Below are 17,675 nucleotides of genomic sequence, written 5' to 3'. Positions count from 1 at the left end.
GACGGTCTGCACGTTCTGCGAGACCTGCCCGGCCGCGGCGGCGACGTTCCCGGCCTGGGTGGAGGCCTCGTCGGCGGAGGCGGCGATCCGGTCGCTGACGCCCGACAGCTCGGTCGAACTGGCCGCCAGCGTGTCGGCGCTGGCCGCCAGCGCCTCCATGGCCTGCCGCATCGCGCCGGTGGCCTGGTTGACCGCCACCGCCATCCGGCCGGTCTCGTCGCGGGAGGTCACCTCGACGGTCTGGGTCAGGTCGCCCTCGGCCATCAGGCCCAGCACCCGCAGGACCGGCTGGAGCGAGCGCACCATCTGACGGCTCACCAACCGGGACAGGCCCACCGCGAAGACCAGGCCGAAGCCGAGCAGCGCCAGGACCGTGGTGCGGGCGCTGTCGTAGCCGGCGGCGCCGGCGGCGGCCATCGCCGCGGAGTGATCCTGCTCCAGCTTCTTGAGGGTGCCCATGGAGGTGTTGATCTGAGCGGAGAGCTCGGGGAACCGGCTCATGTCCGCCGGGGTGTAACCGGCCGGAAGGGCCTCACCCAGCAGGGCGAAGTCGCGCAGAACCTGAAAATCCCGCCAGGCGTCCTCGAAGGAGGCGATGTTCTTCTGCACGTCGGCGGCGTCGGACGGCGCGACGGCCTTGTAGGCCTCGAACGCCGCGGTCACCTGCTCGCTGAACTCCTTCATCTCGGCGCCGGCCGCCTTCTTCTCCTCCGGAGAGGAAACGACCGTCACGACGGACAGGTCATGCATGTTGGACATCGCACTCCAGACATCCCCGATCCGCGCCACCTTCTCGTTGCTCTGCGCCATGGAGCCCATGTCGTCGTTCATCGTCGCCATCCGGGTCAGCGCGGCCAGGCCGATCACTCCCGCGATGACGGTCATCAGGAGCATGATGATCGACACCTTGGCGCCGATGCGGCGGTCGGCGAACCACCCCAGCAGCGGGTTGCGGTGCACGGTCACCACGGGCCGTGCGGTTTCGTTCAGATGATCGGTCACGATCAGGTCCTTTCCAGCGCGAGACCGGGGGCTGCGGAGCAGCGGAAGTCGGAGGGGTTGCGGATTCCCATCGGCGTCCGAGGACGGTCCATGAGGCGATGGACCGTCCTCGACCGGGACGGGTCGCCCCGTCGTACGGGTCGCCCCGTCGTACGGGTCGCCCCGTCGTACGGGACGGCGGGACGGCGGTGGCCCCGGTTCACGTGAACCGGGGCCACCGTCTCGGTCCAGGCCGGTCCCGGGCCGCCGGGACCGGGTCTCAGTAGCGGAAGCCGGAGACCAGCCGGTGCAGCCGGGTCGAGAGCTCGGCCAGGTCGGCCGCGGCCCGGCGGCTCTCGCCCACGCCCTCGGCGGTGATGTGCGCGGCGTCGGCCAGCGCCGCGATGTTGGCCGCGATGTCGGCGCTGCCCTGGGCGGCCTCGGTCACGCTGCGGTTCATCTCGTTGGTGGTGGCGGTCTGCTCCTCCACCGCCGAGGCGATGGTCAGCTGGTAGTCGTTGATCCGCCCGATGATCGCCGAGATCTCGGCGATCGCGGCGACCGCGCTCTCGGTGTCGGCCTGGATGGCCTCGACCCGCTTGGAGATGTCCTCGGTGGCCTTGGCCGTCTCCTGCGCCAGGTCCTTGACCTCCCCGGCCACGACCGCGAAGCCCTTGCCGGCGTCCCCGGCCCGCGCCGCCTCGATGGTGGCGTTGAGGGCCAGCAGGTTGGTCTGCTCGGCGATCGAGGTGATCGTCTTGATGACCGAGCCGATCTCCGCCGACGAGGCCCCCAGCTTGGCGACCGTCTCGTTGGTGGAGGTGGCCACGGTGACGGCCTGGGAGGCGACCGTGGCGCCCTCGTTGGCGTTGTGCGCGATCTCCCGGATGGAGGCGCCCATCTCCTCGGTGCCGGCCGAGACGGTCTGCACGTTCTGCGAGACCTGCCCGGCCGCGGCGGCGACGTTGCCCGCCTGGGTGGAGGCCTCGTCCGCGGAGGCGGCGATCCGGTCGCTGACGCCCGACAGCTCGGCCGAGCTGCCCGCCAGCGTGTCGGCGCTGGTCGCCAGCGCCTCCATCGCCTCGCGGAGGGAGGCTCCCGCCTGGTTGACCGCCACCGCCATGGCGCCGACCTCGTCGCGGGAGGTCACCTCGACGCGCTGGGTCAGATCGCCCTTCGCCACCGCGTCCAGGACGCGGGAGACCGCGCCCAGCGGCCGGACGATCAGCCGCGACACCACGAGCGCCAGTCCCAGCGCGAGCAGCAGGCCGCCGGCCAGCAGCGCCAGGATCAGGGTCCGGGCGCTGCCGTAGTTGTCGTCGGCCGCGGCGGTCACCACTCCGGCGTCGGCCTCCTCGAACTCCGCCAGTTCCTCCATCGCACTGTTCATCTGCGCGGAGGCCTCGACGAACTCGGCCACCACCTGCGCGCTTTCGGTGGGCATGGCGAATCCGGCCGGGGGCTTCTCCCCCAGGAAGGCGACGTCGCGCAGGATCTGGTACTTCTCCCACGCCTCCTCGTAGCCGGTCAGGGTCTTCTTCCAGGCCTCGGAGGCGGGGACGTCCTCCTTGTAGCTCGCGAACGTCTCGGAGACGTTCCCGCTGTACTCCCTCATCAGGTCCATGGCCTGCGCCTTGGCCGCGGGGTCGGGGATGGCGACGAACCCCGTGGTGGCGTCGTACATGTTGGCCATCTGGCCGCGCAGCTCGGTGAGGTGGAGCACCCGGTGGATGTTGACCTGCTTCATCGACTGCAGGTCGCCGTTGAGCCCGCCGAGCCGGTTCAGCGCCACGGTGCCGACCCCGGCGCCCATGACGGCGACGACGCCCACGGAGGCGAGGATCTTGGTGCCGATGCGGCGGTCGGCGAACCACCCCAGCAGGCGGTTGCGGTTCGCGCTCACGACGGGGCGCGCGGTGTCTGCGGACGTGCCGGTCACGTTCAGGTCCTTTCCGGTGCGAGACCGAGAGCTGCTGGGATTGCCGTCAGGCAGCCGTCTCGGTCCTCCATCGGCATCCGGACCGGGAAGATGAGGGGTCGCGGCCCTCAGCCCTGGCCGTCTCCCGCGGTCAGGGCCGCGACCGGCGCGGGCGGGAGCGCACCGGAGGGGACCGGGACCGCGGGCGGCGGCTCCCTGTCGGCGGCCCGGCGGCCCGGCGAGTGCACCCGGTCGACCGACACGTTCATGACGTCGCCCTCACCGGTCACGGCGGGCTTGCCGGACCCGTAGGAGGCGGTGACCCGGCGCAGCGCGCCCAGCATGAGGGCGCTCACCGCCACCGCGATCAGGTAGCGGGTCAGGGCCGTGACGACGTCCAGGTCCTGCAGGACGAAGGCCCGCCACAGCGCCGGGGCGTCGAGCAGCAGCGCCAGCAGCAGCGTCGGCAGGCTAGTCAGCGGCATTGGCGACCGCCGCCCTGCGCGCCCGGAGCTGCATGTTCATCACGTACCGGCGGATGATCTGCGCCTGCGCCTCCGGCGGGTCGTAGATGACGACCGCCACCACGGTGTCGCTCCCGGCGTCGGAGACGGTCAGCACGTTGCCCGTCAGCGCCACGAGATTGTTGTCCAGCACCATCTTGACCATGACGTCCTGCTCGACGGAGAGCCCGGTCGCGGTCCCCTGGCAGCGCGCCCCGCGCTCGGAGATGTCGACGAACCGGCCGTGGAACACCTCCCGGCCGCTGGCGAGGTCGAGCAGCCTGACCGGCTCACCGCCGGCCACCCGTACGGCGTTGCGGCGGCTGAAGTAGTCCACGGTGCCCTCGGCCTCGATGGCCCAGAGGCTGATCCGGTCGCGCACGGCCGCGGTGAAGGTGCCGGGCGCGGTGTAGAGGCCGCGGGGGCCGGTCCAGCGCACGAACACCTCCTCGCCGGGTTCCGGCACGTCGATGTCGCCGGCGCCGCGCGGCGCTGCCACCATGAGGACCAGCCCGTCGGTGTCCTCCACCCGCGTGGGGTAGACCCTGCCGTCCTGCAGGGCGATCTCCACGAGGGAGTTGATGTCGGGCAAGCTAATGGATGTCACGACTGCTTCTCCTCCAGCCGCTCGCACAGCAGGGCGGCCCACGCCTGCACGGTGCCGGGCCGGTCCGCGAGATGGGAAACGGGGATGTCCAGGGCCAGGACGCTCGCCGGGTCGCCCGTGGCGGCCACGGCGTTCACCGCGATGGCGTCCACCGTGCCGAGCGTGCGCAGGTGGCGCGCGGTGTCGGCGGTCTTGCGGGTCGCGTCGACGACCGCCCACACGACGGTCGCGCCGAGGCCGTCGGCGACCGAGCGCGCCCACTCGCCGTTGGCCTGCTCCGGGGTGGAGTCGACGACGACGACGTACGGCACGTCGTCGCGGTGGATCTTCCGGGCCTTCCGGACGGCCGCGGCCGGTCCGGACAGCCGCCGTGACGTGTGGATCCCGGTCCCGGCGGTGGAGCGGGCCGCCAGGAGGATCTGCCCGGCCCCCACGTTCATGGCGCGGGCGGCCTCCTCGGCCATCCGCAGGGCGGCGTGCGTCTCACCGACGATGACGAGCACGTCGCCGGGGCGGGTCGGCAGGGCGGGCGCCTCGGGCAGGTCGGCCAGGGCGCGCCTCACCGCGGTGTACATGTCGGAGCCGACGGCCCGCAGGGCCAGGTGCTCGGGCAGGCCGAGCTCGATGAGCGCCCGCGCGTACGGCCGGTCCCGCTCGGCGACGGGCGGCTGGAAGGCGCGGGGCACGGCCGCCCCGCCCCGCTCCGGCTCGGCCGCGGGCGCCGCCGGCGGCGGCTGGTAGGCGCGGGCCGACAGAGCACCCGTCCCGCCGGTCCCGGCGGTGTCGCGGAGGTCGACGTCACGCTGCAGCGAGGCGAGCATGTCGGCGAAGGCCCGGTTCTCGGTGCCCGCCTCCACGACGAAGTTCTCCGGCACGAGCGGCACGGCCGGTGCCGTCGGCACGGCCGGCGCCATCGGCGCGGCCGGCGCGGCGGCGTGCGTCGGGACGTGCGCCTGGGCGGGGACGGCCTGCGCCAGGTTGAGGGAGACGCTCGGGGCCGCCACGGCGGGACGCGGCACGGGGGAGGCCGCGCGGGAGCCGGCGAGGCTCAGCCGCCGCTCCTGCTCCTCCGCGCGGGCCAGCAGCGCCGTCATCGGGTCCGCGGCCGTGGCCGGCCCCGTGGGCGGCGCCGGGACCGCGGACGCGGGGGCCGGCACAGGAGCGGGCACGGGGGCGGGCGGGCGCTCGGCCGGGTCGGGCACCTCGACCGTCAGCTCGTAGCGCTGGCGGGCGAAGAACCCGGCGAACCCGCCGGTCCGGACGCGGTCGGCCGACACGATGGAGACATCCGGTCCGTGCTCGTCGCGGACCTGGGACAGCAGCACCTCGATGTCGGATCCCTCAAGCAGCAAGCGCTTCGGCATCGGTCACGACTCCCAGGGTTTCCACGCGGAACGGGCATTCCGCGATCTCGGCATAGGACAGGAGGGGCAGGCGGGGCGCGCCGAACTTCAGCAGGCGGCGCAGGGGCATCCGGAGCTGGGGCGAGCAGACCAGCACCGGGATGATGCCCTGCTGCTCGGCGGCCTCGGAGAGCTGGGCGGCGTGGCCGATCACGGCCTCGGCGCGGGCGGTGTCGAGGATCAGCTGCACACCGCTCTCGGTGGGCCGCAGCGACTCCAGCAGCGCGTGCTCCAGCCGCGGGTCGAGCGTCAGCACCGGCAGCCCGCCGTCGGCGGCGTGCCGGGCGGCGATGGCCGGCCCCAGGGCGGAGCGGGCGGCCTCGTAGAGCGCGTCGGCGTCGGAGGTGTGCTTGCCCGCCAGGGACAGGGCCTCGAAGATGCGGACCAGGTCGCGGATGGAGACGCCCTCGTCGAGCAGCGCCTGCAGGACCGTCTGGATCTGGCCCAGGCTGAGCAGCGCCGGGGTGAGCTCCTCCACCACGATCGGGTGCGTGCGCCGGACGACCTCGACCAGGGCGCGGACGTCCTCGCGGCCCAGCAGGCGGCTGGCGTTGGCGCGGACGATCTCCGACAGGTGGGTGATGATGACCGAGGCGCGGTCGACGACGGTGGCGCCGGTGAGCTCCGCCTGGTGGCGCAGCTCGGCGGGGACCCACTTGCCCTCCAGGCCGAACACCGGCTCCTGACCGGCCCGGCCGGGCAGGCCGTCCAGCCCGTCGCCGATGGCCAGCACGGTGCCGGGCGGGGCCTGGCCGCGGGCGACCTCCACGCCGTTGACGCGGACCACGTACGTCGACAGGGGCAGGTCCAGGTCGTCGCGGGTGTGCACCGGCGGCATGATGACGCCGGTCTCCAGTGCGATCTTGCGGCGCAGCGCGCGGACCCGGTCGAGCAGGTCGCCGCCGGCGGCGTCGACCAGGTCGATGAGGTCGGGGGCCAGGGCCAGCTCCAGCGGGTCGACCCGGATCTCCCCCATGAGCGCCTCGGGGGAGTCGGGCGCCGGTCCGGCGAGCGCGGCAGGGGTCTCCGCGTCGTCCTGCTCGGCCGCCGCGGCGGGCACCCGCTGGGCGAGGAACAGCACGACGCCGCCGATGAGCAGGAAGGGCAGCTTGGGCAGGCCCGGGATCAGGGCCAGGGCCAGGGCGGCGCCGCCGCCGATCTGCAGGGCCCGCTTCTGCGCGCCGAGCTGGCCGGTCACCGTGCTGCCCATGTCGCCCTCGCCGCTGGCGCGGGCGACCATGAGGCCGGTGGCGACCGAGAGCAGCAGGGCCGGGATCTGGGAGACCAGGCCGTCGCCGATGCTCAGCAGGCTGTAGGTCTCGATGGCCTCGCCGGCCGGCATGCCCTTCTGCACCACGCCCACGGCGAAGCCGCCGACGAGGTTGATGAAGGTGATGATGATGGCGGCGATGGCGTCGCCCTTGACGAACTTCGAGCCGCCGTCCATCGAGCCGTAGAAGTCGGCCTCGGCGGTGACCTCGTGGCGGCGCTTGCGCGCCTCCGCCTCGTCGATCAGGCCGGCGTTGAGGTCGGCGTCGATGGCCATCTGCTTGCCGGGCATGGCGTCCAGGGTGAAGCGCGCGCCGACCTCGGCGACGCGCTCGGCGCCCTTGGTGATGACGATGAACTGGATGATGACCAGGATCGTGAAGATCACGACGCCGACGATGAGGGAGCCGCCGACGACGAAGTGCCCGAACGCCTCGATGACGTTGCCGGCGAATCCGTCGAGCAGGACCAGGCGGGTCGCGCTGATGTTCAGGGCCAGCCGGAACAGCGTCAGGACCAGCAGCAGCGAGGGGAAGGAGGAGAACTCCAGCGGCCGCTTCACGTTCATGCTCACCACGACCACGATCAGCGCGATGGTGATGTTCGCCGCGATGAGGAGGTCGAGCAGGACCGTCGGCAACGGGATGACCATCATCACGACGATCAGGACCACGCCGATCGGAACAGCCATCTGGCTGATTCCCCTGGGCAATGCGGTGCCCCCTCCGCTGCTCGCATGAACGTTCGGCCGGTCCGCTCCGTGACCGCGCATGCCGTCCTGGCGTCTTCCCCCATCGGCCTCCGCCGTACGGTCCTGAGGATTTCCGGCCGTACGGCGGGCGGAAAAGGCAGACCCGAACGGCCGCGACGCCGGTGGGCGCGCCGCGGCTCGGCCGGGGGGGGGAGGGTCAGGCGACGGCCAGGTCCCCCTCACCGGACCCGATGGCGCGCCCGGCGCCGGCCAGGTCGAGGGCGAGGCGGTTCACGATGCGCTCGGCCGCCCGCCCGTCCCCGAACGGGTTGACGGCGGTCGCCATCCGCTCGTACGCGGCGCGGTCGTCGAGCAGGCGGTGGGCGGCGGCGGCGACGTCCGCCGGCTCGGTGCCCACCAGCAGGGCGACGCCGGCGTCCACCGCCTCGGGCCGCTCGGTCGTGGTGCGCAGCACCAGCACCGGCTTGCCCAGCGTCGGCGCCTCCTCCTGGACGCCGCCGGAGTCGGTCAGCACCAGGTCGGCGGCGGCGAGGGTGGCGGCGAAGTCGAAGTAGTCCAGCGGCTCGACCAGGCTGACGTTCGGCAGGCCGCCCAGGACGGGCAGCAGCGCCTCCCGCACGGCGGGGCTCTTGTGCAGCGGGAGCACGATCTCCACATCGGGCCGCGCGGCCAGGCCGCCCAGGGCCTCGGCGATGCCGTGCATGGTGCCGCCCTGGTTCTCCCGGCGGTGCAGGGTCACCAGGACCCGCCGGCGGGAGGTGGCGAACGCCGACCGGCCCTCGCCGCGCTCCAGCACCCACAGCAGGTTGTCGATGACGGTGTTGCCGGTGACCTGGACGTCGCCCGCGGGCACCCCCTCGGCCCGCAGGTTCGCGGCCGACCCCTCGGTGGGCGCGAAGTGCCAGCGCACCATGGGCGCCACCAGGCGGCGGTTGAGCTCCTCGGGGAAGGGGTTGCCGATGACGCCGGTGCGCAGCCCCGCCTCCACGTGCGCGACGGGCACGCCCTCGTAGAAGGCGGCCAGCGCCCCGGTCATCGCCGTCGTCGTGTCGCCCTGGACGACCACCACGTCGGGCCGGTCGTCGCGGACGGCCTCGCCCAGGCCGCTGATCAGGCGGGCCGTCAGCCCCGACAGCATCTGCCGGTCGCGCATGACGGCCAGGTCGCGGCTGCTGTCCATGCGCAGCCGCCGCAGCATCTGGTCGAGCATCTCGCGGTGCTGCCCGGTGGAGATCACCATGGGCTCGAACACCGGGGACGCGCTCATCGCGCGCAGGACCGGGGCGAGTTTGATCGCCTCCGGCCGGGTGCCGAGGACGAGGGCCGCGCGGACGCGGTCCCCCCGGCGGAGGAGGCGGGGCGCGGACGGCGGGGTCGCGGGCATCGGCGGAGGACTCCTGACCTTCTGGAACGGATCGCGGGAGCCCCGGCCACCCGGGCGGCGGCCGCGCAGAGCCCACGTCCCCTGATCGGCCGCGCCCACGCCGGGTTTAGCCGGAACCCTCAGATCCGTCCGCCGCCGCGCCGATGAGAGGGCACATCCGTCATGCGCCGAGGCACCGGGCCGGGATATCAGGAAGGTGGAGGCATGCAAGGGGTCCTCTTCGTTCTGCTCTTCTCGCTGTCCGCGGCGGTGGCCTCCGCCGTGACCGTCGTCGCCTGGCGCCGCCGGCGCTCGGCGACCGCCGCCGGCACGGTGGCGGTCGTCTCGGCGAGCACCGCGATCTGGTCCGGCACGGCGGTCTTCGGCCACCTGCTCGCGGCCCCGGAGATGATCGCGCTGACGGGGGCCGCCGCCATGATCGCGGTGTCCGTGATGACCGCGGCGTACCTGTGCCAGTCCCTGGCGGTGGCCGACCGCGGCTGGCGGCTCTCGCGCCGGACGGCGCTGTGGCTCGCGGTCGAACCCGTGCTCTTCACGGTCGTGCTCCTGACCGACTCCCGGCACCGGCTGGTCATCGCCTCCGCGGGCCTGGGCGACGGGGGGAACATCGTGGTCCACTTCGGCCCGCTGTTCTGGGTGCACACCGCCTACGGCCTCGCCCTGGTCGCCGCCGCCACCGCGCGGCTGACCCGCGCCTGGCTGCACGGCCCGCGCGCCCAGCGGCGGCTGCACGGGTTCGTCCTGCTCGGGAACGTCCCCTCACTGCTGGGCGGCGGCATCACCCTGCTGGGGGTGACCGGGACGGTCGAGTCGGCCCTCTTCCAGGTGGTGGCCCCGCTCGGGTTCTGCCTCAGCGCGGCCCTGACCTACTGGGCGCTGGTGCGGCTGTCGCTGCACGAGCTGGTGCCGGTGACGCGCACCCACCTCTTCGACATGATCAGCGACGTGGTCGTCACGGCCGACGGCTCCGGCCGCGTCCTGGACGTCAACCCGGCCGCCGCCCTCCTGGCGCGGCGGCTGACGCCGGACCTGCCCGGCCGGCTGGTGGGGCTCCCCATCACGGCGGTCCTGGGCGGCACGCCGATCGCCGACCGCCTGGAGGACGGGATGGAGGTCAGCCTGACCCTCACCGACGCCCGGGAGCGCACGGTGGACCTGGACATGCGGGTCAGCGCGCTGAACGACAGCCGGGGCGAGCCGGTGGGCTGGGCGGTCGTGGCCCGGGACGTGACCGCGCTCAACGACCAGAGGCGCGAGCTGCAGGAGACCAACGACCGCCTCCACGAGCAGGTGGCCACGATCGAGGCGCTCCGGGCGAACCTGGCCGAGCAGGCGGTGCGCGACACGCTGACCGGCCTGCACAACCGCAGGTTCCTGATGGAGTCGCTGCAGCGGCAGCTGCGGCTGGCGATACCCGAGGGGTCGCCGCTGAGCGTGGCGCTGCTGGACATCGACCACTTCAAGCAGATCAACGACCGCTACGGGCACGGGGCGGGCGACCAGGTGCTGTCCCGGTTCGCCAAGCTGGTGAGCGGGCGGATCCGCCAGGGCGACGTGGTGGCCCGCTACGGCGGCGAGGAGTTCGTCATCGTGCTGCCCGGGGCGACGGGCGAGCAGGCCCTGGAGCGGGTGGACGCGCTGCGCGCGTGGGTGGCGGCCGGGCGGATGCCCGCCGCGGGCCGGACGCTGACGGTGACGTTCAGCGCGGGAGTCGCGTCGCTGACCGGCAAGCAGAGCCCCGAGGAACTGCTGCACGCCGCCGACGAGGCCCTGTACGAGGCCAAGCGGGCGGGCCGCAACCAGGTGAAGCTCGCCGAGGCGGCCCCGGACCCGTCCGCCGCCGCCGCCTGAGCGCCCGGTGCGGCGGGGACTCGGGTGCGGCGGGGACTCCGGCGGCGGGGACTCGGGTGCGGCGGGGACTCCGGCGGCGGGCGCTCAGGGGACCGGTGCCCGCCCGGCCGTGACCGGGCAGGCGCCGCCGGTCTGGGGCCGGACCCCGGGCCGGAGCCTGACCGGACTCCTTCCCCGGACAGGGGCGCGGCCCGCCGATCCGGCGAAAAGATGACGACTCAATTACATAAATCATTTCTCGTCACACAATGAAGCCATTTGCGCATTTCGCCGGACCCGGCGTACGGCCTGCCGGCGGTGACGCCCGAGGGGTCAGGCCGTCAGCGCGGCCCGCAGGACGGCCTGGTGGCGCGCGATGTGCTCGGCGTCGGTGCGGTAGAGGGCGTCGTCCCCCCTGGCGATGTGGGAGGCGAACGCGGCGTCGCCCGCGGCGGCCCGGTCGTGCATGTGGCCGACCATGTGGTGCAGCCGGGCCCGTGCGGTGTCCGGCAGCCTGTCCCTGTCGAGGTCGCCGAGATCGTAGGCGTCGGCGAACAGCCGCAGCCGGCGGGCCTGCTCCTCGACGGGGGGGATGCCCTCCCGTCGCGGGGCGGCCAGGGGGACGAACCGGTAGGCCGTGTAGGCGACGTCCCAGATCCGCGGTCCGGGGTGGGCGGTGTCGAAGTCGATGAACGCGACGGGGCGCCCGTCGCGGAAGACGCAGTTGTAGGGGGCGGCGTCACCGTGGCAGATCACCTCGGCCGGGCTCCGCGGAGGGAAGTACCAGACGGAGCCGGCCGGCGCGGTGAAACCGACCGTGGCGTCGTGGTAGTCGCGCAGCAGCGCGCCGACGGCGTGCAGGGCGCCGTCGGCACGCGCGTAGTCGGGCAGCGGGTAGGCGGGGACCCGGCCGGGCAGGAAGTCGAGGATCTCCCGGCCTTCGCCGTCGCACCCGTGGCCGCGGGGAGCGCCGGTGAACCCGGCCGCCGCGAGATGGTCCAGCAGGGCGTGGACGGCCGGCGTCCAGGGGCCGGTGGGCCGCCGGACCGTGCCGCCGATCCGCACGACGCGGTTGACGCCTCCGCCGGTCAGTTCTTCTTCGTCGTCGCTCTGTGGTGACGTCACCGTCGCGGGTCCTTCGACTCTGGGACGAGGTGCCGGGGCCTCCTGGCCTCCGGCGCAGTGCTGATCGTTTCAGGTCGCGATCACGCAAGGCAAGATCGAGCACCGGTGCCGGACCCGGCGGGAATCCGGCCGGTGCGGTCGACCGTGCTGCCGCACCGCTGAAACCACCGTCCCCGTCGGTGGGCTGCGAATCGAAGGGACGACCGGCTTCCTAGCGGACTCGATCGTAGACCATGGCGATCTCGCCCAGTTCGCCGCTTTGCACGTGGGCGAGCGTCCAATTCGAAGCCGGCAGGCCGTCGTCGAACAGCCGCTGCCCGCCTCCGGCGATCTCGGGGAAGATCATGAGGTACAGCCGGTCGAGCAGGTCGGCCGCCAGGAGCGGTTTGATGATGCTCGCACTGTTGTTGACGAGGATGTCGCCCCCGTCAGCGGCCTTGAGATCGGTGACGACGTCGGCGGCGGGGGCGTTCACCACGCGGGTGCGTTCCCAGGGGGCTTCGGTCAAGGTGGTGGAGAAGACCACCTTCTCCGCGCCGACCAGCCACTTGGCGTATCCGCGATCACGCGGGTCGGCGTTCTCGTCTTCGGCGACCGCCGGCCAGTAGCTCAGGAACCCTTCGGCGTTGATCCGGCCGAGCAGCGCCGTCGTCGCGCTCTCCCAGATGCGGTTCATGTGGTTTCGCGCGACCTCGCTGGTCACGTAGGGGGCGAAAGCGGCGAAGTCGTCGGGCCCGCCTGGACCGTTGTAACGCCCGTCGAGGGTGAGGTTCAGGTTCGCGGTCACCCTGCGGCCGGTCGAGTTCGTCATTCGGTGCTCCCTTCAGTGGTGTCGTGCCCGGTGTCGTGCGTGTCCGCGGCGAGGGCCGCCGCGAGCTTGTCGAGGCTCCGGCCGTAGCGGTCATGGGTCTCACGCGAGCCGTCGGCGTGGTCCGCGGTGTCGGCCAGCCGAGTGAGCGTGGCCGCCAGCTCCCGTAGGGGTGCGGGTCGGAGCGCGTAGACGCGGCGCTGACCGGAGCGCTGGGAGGTGACGACGCCGGCACGCTCAAGGGCTTGCAGGTGCTTGGTCGTCTGCGGCTGGCGCGCCTCGGCGAGCCGGGCGAGAACACCGACCGGCCGGGGCCGCTCGGCCAGCAGGCCCACGAGCCGCCAGCGGGCCGGGTCGGCCAGCGCGGCGAGGAGTGCGTCCATGCCACGAAGTGTTCACTAATACGAATATTCGCGTCAAGGAATATTCCAGATGCGGCCTGGATCGGAGCGGACAGGGCACGGGTTCGGGCACGACGAGTTGCGAGGCCGCGCACCACACAAAGATCATCAGCACCGATGATCGACGTCTTGGCGGATCGGCTGAGGCACCCGGCCAGGCCGGAGCAGGTTCACCGAGAACCAAGCGGACTCCGAGAACCAAGCGGACTCACTGAGACATGACAAGGCTCACGCCGCACCGATGCGGCGGCTTCCCGGATGGCGCCCGCGGGCTTCCGTCAATACAGTATTGACGGTGCCCACGAGAACGGTCCGGCCGGTGCCGGAGGCAGAGGCGGTCCGCCGCGTCGAGGCGATCATCGAGCGCCGGGTCCGGTGCGGCGACCCCGACCGGGAGAAGCTCGGCGACGATCCGGTGGAGCTGGTCGCCTACCTCGTCGCCCACCGGCGGGTGCCCGCCGAGGTGCTCCGGCGCGACGTGCCGGACGCGCTGGTCCTGCTGGAGTACGCCCGCCGGGCGGTGCCGGTGCTGCCCGGCCGCCTGGACCGGCTCGAACACCGGGTCCTGACCCTCGGGATCGAGGCCGGGCTGAGCCTGGGGGAGCTGGCCGCCCCTTTGGGCCTGCGCTCACGCCAGGCCGTGCAGCACCGCCTGCTGCGCCACGCGGCCGCCGAGCGCGGAGCGCCGCGCAGCGAGGTCGCCGAGCGGACCGCCCGCCGCGCCGAGACCCGCGAGCGGGCCTGGCTGGACCGCCACGGCGCCGATCTGCTCTCCTGCGCCGGGCGGCTCCTCGCCCACCGCGACCTGCTGGCCAACGCCGCCGCGGGCGCGGGCGCGGACCCGGCCTCCGCCACCTCCGCCGCGGGCGCCGAGGCCGGCGCCGAGATCGCAGAGGCCTTCGACGAGCTCGCCGAGTCCCTCTCCCGCGTGCCCGCCGATCCCCGGGACCCCCGCCGCGCCGCGCAGTACGTCACTCGGACCCGCCACCTGGCCGCCCGGCTCCGCCTGCTCCTGGCCGACCTCGCCGCCGCCGGAGCCGCCGCGCCGATCCCCGCCGGCCACCCGGTCCGCGCCCTCCTGGCCCGGACCGCCCGCCTGGCCGCCGCCCACCAGTCCGCCACCGCTCCGCCCCCGCCGGCCCGGTCCCGACCATGAACCGGTAAGGCGCCTTCGACCCGGACGACGGCCGGGGCATCGGCCGGACTCGGAGTCAGCGCCAGCCGGTGGGCAGGCCGGGGACCGCTTTGCGGTAGACCTCCGGGTGCTCGGTGATGATCGTCCAGTCGTACAGCGGGTCGGGCTGGTTGCGGCGTTCCACGGCGGCCCACAGGGCGTGACCGATCGACAGGTCGTCCACGCCCGCCAGCTGGCAGACGGTGCCGACGTCGCGGGCGGTGACCCGGCCGACCTCGTCGAACATCTCGGGCTCGCCGAGCACGGAGACCAAACCGATCAGGCGGTCACGGGCCGGACCCGGCACGGCCTCCCGGTATGCCTGCGCCAGCACCAGGGACGGGATCACGATCGGACGCTCGGCCTCCAGCGCCGCGCCGATCATGGCGGCGGTGTAGACGTCGCCGGACAGGTGCAGCCGGACCGTGCTGGCGTCCAGGACCAGGCCGGGTCCCAGCACGCTCACGCGGACTCGGGCAGTTGCAGGAACGAGCGGATGCGCGCCATGGCGGCCCGGTCCTCCTCGCTCTCGTCGAGCCGCGGCCTGCCTCCGATGCTGGCGTAGTACGCGCGCATCCTCAGGTCCTTGTCCACCCGGGCGCGTACGGCCTCCAGGACGTAGGCCGAGAGGTTGCCGCCGGCCAGCTCGCGCACGTGCGCCTCAAGGTCTTCGGGCATCGCCACGCTGATTCGGTTCATACACCGAGCATACGATCTGCATACCGCTCGCGCCGGAGTTCCGGGGTGCGCTCCGTGTGCGGGCGCCTCCGGCCATCTGTCCCGACGGCCGGAGACGCCCTTCCCGATGTGAGCACGGTACTGTCCCGCAGCGACCTTCTCACATCAGACGTGTCTATCAGTGTCCATGTATGCACAGCAAGTGACCATATGAGCAGGATGGCGAAATATCATCCACTGCGTTACCTGTGAGTAATTGCCATACCTGGACAGAACGCCCCACCCGATTGGCCGGGCGACGGCGGCGAGAGGTCGCATATCGCCGTGCTGCGTTGATTTCTGACGGTCACCGCCCACCTGGCGACGCCTGTACGGCCATGAGCATTTGGTCATCACTGGCGATCTTACGTCGCTTTTAGTATCTACTACATTACTCTCCGTGTTTGAGAAGAGAGCGGCGGGTATGGGGCGTTTGGGTCCACTGTCAGCCGGCCGCCGGACGGCCGGGTGACGGGGATCCGACGGGAGATCCGGTCCAAAGCGGGACCGGACCAAGAAAGGAACCCACTTTCATGAGCAAGACACTGTCTCGCATCGTGTTCACGGGAGCCGCGGCGGCCGCGCTCGTGCTCTCCGCCTCGTCGGCGGCCCTGGCAGGCGGCGGCGGCGGCTACGGCTGCGGCTCCGGCTGCGGTGGCGGCGGCAACACCTTCTACCAGAACAACCGCTCGGTGGCCGGCCCGTACGGCGCCTCCAACGCCAACATCAACAGCGGCACCGGCGGCGGCTACGGCTACGGCGGCGGGTGCGGTTACAACCCGTGCGGCGGCGGCGGCTACGGCGGCGGCTCCTTCTACAACGCCAACCAGTCGGTGGCCGGCCCGCAGGGCGCTGCCAGCAACAACGTCAACAGCGCCGCCCGCTGAGGCCGCTGAGTCCACCGAAAAGATAGTGGACCACTCTCTGTGAACATGGGAGAGGCCCCGTCCGGCACTGCCGGACGGGGCCTCGTGGCGTCCCCGCGGGGCTGGTCCGCCGCCGTGTCCGCCGCCGTGTCCGCCGCCGTGCTCTCCGGCACGGCCGTTCCGGGACACCGAAGGCGCCGTCCTCAGGACGACGCCCCAGCGGACTCCGGCCGGCCGGTCGCGGGAACTCCGGCCGGATGCTCACCCGGCCAGGGAGAGCCAGAACCTGCCCGTGCCGTACCCGGCGATCTCGACCTTCAGGTCCAGCCGGGCCCCGAGGGCCAGCAGGCGGGTGGTGGCGTCCGCGGGGGCCGTCTCCCCGGGCATGTACGCCTCGTACAGCTTCAGATGCGGCAGGTCCTGCTGGTTGAGCAGGCCCGTCAGGATGTTGCAGATCTCCCGGACGTTGTCGGACAGCATCGGGGTCAGCTCGCCGTCCTCGATGGACGCCTCGGCGCCGCCCGCCGGAATGAGACCGATGGCCGCCCCGGCGAAGGAGGCCAGGTGGAGGTCGAAGCCGACCACCGCCGTCAGCTTCCTGGTGCTGTCGACATACAGGGCCACGACGGCTTTGCGCAGGTTCTCGGCGACGGCGGGGTCGGTGATGCCCACCGTGACGCCGCGACCGAGCATGTCCTCGAACAGGTCCTTTATGGCTTTCGGCGCCGGAAGTGTCGACATGAGAGGCCTCTACCCCAGGATCGGGCCGAGTACGTCGGCGAACGTCTCCGCGGTGAACGGCTTGGTGATGAGGAACAGCGCCCCGGACTGCTCGGCCATCTGCTTCATCTCGTCGGTGCCCTCCGAGGTGACGAAGCCGAACGGCACGTTCACGCCGCCCGCGCGCAGCGCGCGCAGCACCTCGATGCCCGTCATCTCGGGCATGTTCCAGTCCGACAGGACCAGGTCGGGCTTCTCGGAGATCGTCAGGTCGTGGGCCTGGCGCCCGTCGGCCGCCTCGACGAGGTCGTGGCCGCTGAAGCCGGCCTGGCGGAGGGTGCGCGTCACGATCTGACGCATCACGCGGGAATCGTCCGCGATCAAAATTTTCATGATCATTAGCTCCCTTCTCCGGCGGACTTGCTGGTCCACACGCTGATCGCGATCTTCTCCTCCTGCCAGCTGCCCTGCAGCCGGCAGATCTCCACCGTCGCCGGCCACTTGGCGGTGCCGGCGGAGTCGCCCGTCACCACGTGCGGCAGGGAGAGCAGGGAGCCGTCGGGCAGCAGGCTCTTGACGTTCCCCCCGATGACGTTGACCAGCTCGCCGACGGCGTCGGCGACGTCGTCCGGAGTGACCTCGTCGGCCTCCATGCCGAGCAGGGCCGCGCTGGCCAGCTCGGCGGCCTGCTCGGAGAAGGTCATGATGACGTGCCCCTCCCAGGCGCCCGTCACCGAGACCGAGGCGATCACCAGCGGTGACTCCGGGGCCTCGGAGGACGGCAGGAAGGGATTGACCCCCTCGGGGTCGAGATAGGACAGCCAGACCTGCTCGGTGATGGCGTGCAGATCGTCTGTGGTCGGAGCGCTCATTACACGATTCCACTCGGTACGAGGCCCAGCAGGGCCAGCTTCTCGGCGATGGCCTCAGGCGTGAACGGCTTGATGACGTACTCGTGCGCCCCGGCCGCGAGGGCCCGGACGATCTGCCCGTGCTCGCTCTCCGTGGTCACCATCATCAGCGTCATCTGCCGGAAACGCTCGTCCGAGCGGACGGCCGTGACGAACTCCAGTCCGTTCATCACCGGCATGTTCCAGTCGATGAGCGCCACCTGCGGCATCGGATCCACCGTCTCCAGCAGATCAAGTGCTTCTTTTCCGTTTCCGGCCTCGTGTACCTCGAAGCCCAACTGCGTGACGATGCGACGCAGAATGAGGCGCATCGCTCGCGAGTCGTCGATCACCATGGCTTGCACCG

General features: G+C 72.4%; 19 protein-coding genes. 3 read left to right on the top strand and 16 right to left on the bottom strand.

Annotation, left to right across the window (positions count from 1 at the left end; genetic code table 11):
- The 7 genes from HS045_RS31350 to wecB form a co-directional block, all read right to left on the bottom strand.
- Window positions 1-1,002 (bottom strand): methyl-accepting chemotaxis protein (locus tag HS045_RS31350; RefSeq protein ID WP_196455228.1); only part of this gene is annotated, 1,002 nt, incomplete at its 3' end.
- 259 nt (window positions 1,003-1,261) lie between these two features.
- The gene (locus HS045_RS31345) at window positions 1,262-2,920 is read right to left on the bottom strand and encodes a methyl-accepting chemotaxis protein (protein WP_196455227.1); all 1,659 of its coding nucleotides are present in this window, start codon (window positions 2,918-2,920) and stop codon (window positions 1,262-1,264) included.
- 107 nt (window positions 2,921-3,027) lie between these two features.
- Entirely contained in the window at window positions 3,028-3,384 is a 357-nt protein-coding gene (locus HS045_RS31340) for a hypothetical protein (protein WP_196455226.1), read from the bottom strand.
- Window positions 3,371-4,009, bottom strand: coding sequence for a PilZ domain-containing protein (locus HS045_RS31335; protein WP_196455225.1), 639 nt, complete (start codon window positions 4,007-4,009; stop codon window positions 3,371-3,373). Before HS045_RS31335 ends, HS045_RS31340 begins: the two co-directional genes overlap by 14 nt.
- Window positions 4,006-5,373, bottom strand: a complete 1,368-nt coding sequence (locus tag HS045_RS31330; protein ID WP_196455224.1) for a hypothetical protein — start codon at window positions 5,371-5,373, stop codon at window positions 4,006-4,008. The genes HS045_RS31335 and HS045_RS31330 overlap by 4 nt, the downstream gene beginning before the upstream one ends.
- Window positions 5,351-7,372 carry a flagellar biosynthesis protein FlhA gene (gene flhA / locus HS045_RS31325; RefSeq protein ID WP_196455223.1) on the bottom strand — a complete coding sequence of 674 codons (2,022 nt, stop codon included), beginning with the start codon at window positions 7,370-7,372 and terminating at the stop codon, window positions 5,351-5,353. Before flhA ends, HS045_RS31330 begins: the two co-directional genes overlap by 23 nt.
- A gap of 217 nt (window positions 7,373-7,589) precedes the next feature.
- The gene (gene wecB / locus HS045_RS31320) at window positions 7,590-8,777 is read right to left on the bottom strand and encodes a non-hydrolyzing UDP-N-acetylglucosamine 2-epimerase (protein ID WP_196455222.1); all 1,188 of its coding nucleotides are present in this window, start codon (window positions 8,775-8,777) and stop codon (window positions 7,590-7,592) included.
- A 204-nt stretch (window positions 8,778-8,981) separates the two neighbouring features.
- Here wecB and HS045_RS31315 point away from each other — a divergent pair, with 204 nt between their 5' ends.
- Entirely contained in the window at window positions 8,982-10,628 is a 1,647-nt protein-coding gene (locus HS045_RS31315) for a diguanylate cyclase (protein WP_196455221.1), read from the top strand.
- Between the two features lie 312 nt (window positions 10,629-10,940).
- Here HS045_RS31315 and HS045_RS31310 read toward each other — a convergent pair whose 3' ends face one another.
- The 3 genes from HS045_RS31310 to HS045_RS31300 all read right to left on the bottom strand — a co-directional run bounded on the left by HS045_RS31310 (window position 10,941) and on the right by HS045_RS31300 (window position 12,923).
- A complete protein-coding gene (locus tag HS045_RS31310) occupies window positions 10,941-11,732 on the bottom strand; it encodes a phosphotransferase enzyme family protein (RefSeq protein WP_196455220.1) in 792 nt (263 codons plus the stop codon).
- A 211-nt stretch (window positions 11,733-11,943) separates the two neighbouring features.
- Entirely contained in the window at window positions 11,944-12,543 is a 600-nt protein-coding gene (locus HS045_RS31305) for a dihydrofolate reductase family protein (protein WP_196455219.1), read from the bottom strand.
- Entirely contained in the window at window positions 12,540-12,923 is a 384-nt protein-coding gene (locus HS045_RS31300) for a helix-turn-helix transcriptional regulator (RefSeq protein WP_196455218.1), read from the bottom strand. The genes HS045_RS31305 and HS045_RS31300 overlap by 4 nt, the downstream gene beginning before the upstream one ends.
- 313 nt (window positions 12,924-13,236) lie before the next feature.
- On the opposite strand from HS045_RS31300, the gene HS045_RS31295 reads away from it, so the two are divergent.
- On the top strand, window positions 13,237-14,097 hold the full coding sequence (locus HS045_RS31295) for a hypothetical protein (RefSeq protein WP_196455217.1): 861 nt from the start codon (window positions 13,237-13,239) through the stop codon (window positions 14,095-14,097).
- Between the two features lie 55 nt (window positions 14,098-14,152).
- Here HS045_RS31295 and HS045_RS31290 read toward each other — a convergent pair whose 3' ends face one another.
- On the bottom strand, window positions 14,153-14,581 hold the full coding sequence (locus tag HS045_RS31290) for a hypothetical protein (protein WP_196455216.1): 429 nt from the start codon (window positions 14,579-14,581) through the stop codon (window positions 14,153-14,155).
- On the bottom strand, window positions 14,578-14,814 hold the full coding sequence (locus tag HS045_RS31285; protein WP_189240146.1) for a hypothetical protein: 237 nt from the start codon (window positions 14,812-14,814) through the stop codon (window positions 14,578-14,580). Before HS045_RS31285 ends, HS045_RS31290 begins: the two co-directional genes overlap by 4 nt.
- Before the next feature lie 551 nt (window positions 14,815-15,365).
- Here HS045_RS31285 and HS045_RS31280 point away from each other — a divergent pair.
- Complete coding sequence (locus HS045_RS31280; protein WP_196455215.1) at window positions 15,366-15,719, top strand: hypothetical protein; 354 nt, start codon at window positions 15,366-15,368, stop codon at window positions 15,717-15,719.
- A 240-nt stretch (window positions 15,720-15,959) separates the two neighbouring features.
- Here the strand turns inward: HS045_RS31280 and HS045_RS31275 are convergent, their stop codons facing one another.
- From HS045_RS31275 to HS045_RS31260, 4 genes are read right to left on the bottom strand one after another with little or no spacing between them, the layout of a single operon-like run.
- The gene (locus HS045_RS31275; RefSeq protein WP_196455214.1) at window positions 15,960-16,439 is read right to left on the bottom strand and encodes a hypothetical protein; all 480 of its coding nucleotides are present in this window, start codon (window positions 16,437-16,439) and stop codon (window positions 15,960-15,962) included.
- 9 nt (window positions 16,440-16,448) lie between these two features.
- Complete coding sequence (locus tag HS045_RS31270; RefSeq protein ID WP_255531979.1) at window positions 16,449-16,811, bottom strand: response regulator; 363 nt, start codon at window positions 16,809-16,811, stop codon at window positions 16,449-16,451.
- 5 nt (window positions 16,812-16,816) lie between these two features.
- On the bottom strand, window positions 16,817-17,290 hold the full coding sequence (locus tag HS045_RS31265) for a chemotaxis protein CheX (RefSeq protein ID WP_196455212.1): 474 nt from the start codon (window positions 17,288-17,290) through the stop codon (window positions 16,817-16,819).
- Window positions 17,290-17,664 (bottom strand): response regulator, encoded by a 375-nt coding sequence (locus HS045_RS31260; protein ID WP_196455211.1) that lies wholly within the window; start codon window positions 17,662-17,664, stop codon window positions 17,290-17,292. Before HS045_RS31260 ends, HS045_RS31265 begins: the two co-directional genes overlap by 1 nt.
- Between the last annotated feature and the right edge of the window lie 11 nt (window positions 17,665-17,675).

The organism is Planomonospora sp. ID82291 (assembly GCF_015711645.1).
Classification (GTDB): domain Bacteria; phylum Actinomycetota; class Actinomycetes; order Streptosporangiales; family Streptosporangiaceae; genus Planomonospora.
This window is presented reverse-complemented; position numbering and strand designations above follow the sequence as displayed.